The sequence below is a fragment of the Variovorax sp. YR634 genome, assembly GCF_900106655.1.
Lineage (GTDB): Bacteria > Pseudomonadota > Gammaproteobacteria > Burkholderiales > Burkholderiaceae_C > Variovorax.
The window spans coordinates 1-1,200 of record NZ_FNOL01000063.1; the positions used below are offsets into that span (position 1 = coordinate 1).

Here is a 1,200-nt window from a genome sequence, read left to right on the forward strand (position 1 = left end):
CTTAGATGTCGAGGATCTTGGCCACGACGCCCGAACCCACGGTACGGCCGCCTTCACGGATGGCGAAGCGCAGGCCTTCTTCCATCGCGATCGGGTTGATCAGCTTGACGGTGATGCTGACGTTGTCGCCAGGCATGACCATTTCCTTGTCCTTGGGCAGCTCGATCGCGCCGGTCACGTCCGTCGTGCGGAAGTAGAACTGCGGACGGTAGTTGTTGAAGAACGGCGTGTGACGGCCGCCTTCGTCCTTCGACAGAACGTACACCTCGGCGGTGAAGTGCGTGTGCGGCTTGATCGAGCCGGGCTTGCACAGCACTTGGCCGCGCTCGACTTCTTCGCGCTTCGTGCCGCGCAGCAGCACGCCGACGTTGTCGCCAGCCTGGCCCTGGTCCAGCAGCTTGCGGAACATTTCCACGCCGGTGCAGGTGGTCTTGACCGTCGGGCGGATGCCCACGATTTCGATTTCTTCACCAACCTTGATCACGCCGCGCTCGACTGCGCCGGTCACCACCGTGCCGCGACCCGAGATCGAGAACACGTCTTCCACGGGCATCAGGAACGTGCCGTCCACGGCGCGCTCGGGCGTCGGGATGTACGTGTCCAGGGCTTCGGCCAGCTTCATGATGGCGCCTTCGCCCAGTTCGCCCTTGTCGCCTTCCAGGGCGAGCTTGGCCGAGCCATGGATGATCGGGGTGTCGTCGCCGGGGAATTCGTACTTGTCGAGGAGTTCGCGAACTTCCATTTCGACCAGCTCGAGCAGTTCCTTGTCGTCGACCATGTCGCACTTGTTCAGGAACACGATGATGTAGCCCACGCCCACCTGGCGAGCCAGCAGGATGTGCTCACGGGTCTGGGGCATCGGGCCGTCAGCGGCCGAGCACACCAGGATGGCGCCGTCCATCTGGGCAGCGCCGGTGATCATGTTCTTCACGTAGTCGGCGTGGCCGGGGCAGTCGACGTGTGCGTAGTGGCGGTTGGCCGTTTCGTACTCGACGTGCGCGGTGTTGATCGTGATGCCGCGGGCCTTTTCTTCAGGCGCAGCGTCGATCTGGTCGTAGGCCTTGGCTTCGCCGCCGAACTTGGCCGACAGAACCGTCGCGATCGCAGCCGTCAGCGTCGTCTTGCCGTGGTCAACGTGACCGATCGTGCCCACGTTCACGTGCGGCTTGGTGCGGGTGAATTTACCTTTTGCCATTTTTC

At 63.1% G+C, this 1,200-nt stretch carries 1 protein-coding gene; it reads right to left on the minus strand.

Annotated features, from left to right (window positions below; all coding sequences use genetic code 11):
- Position 1: 1 nt before the first annotated feature.
- Positions 2–1,195 carry an elongation factor Tu gene (tuf, locus tag BLV60_RS33855; protein ID WP_093060175.1) on the minus strand — a complete coding sequence of 398 codons (1,194 nt, stop codon included), beginning with the start codon at positions 1,193–1,195 and terminating at the stop codon, positions 2–4.
- Positions 1,196–1,200 lie beyond the last annotated feature (5 nt).

Bases quoted from the DNA above. Each gene is read 5' to 3' on its own strand.
- tuf (WP_093060175.1), bottom strand. From the start codon at position 1,195: ATGGCAAAAGGTAAATTCACCCGCACCAAGCCGCACGTGAACGTGGGC.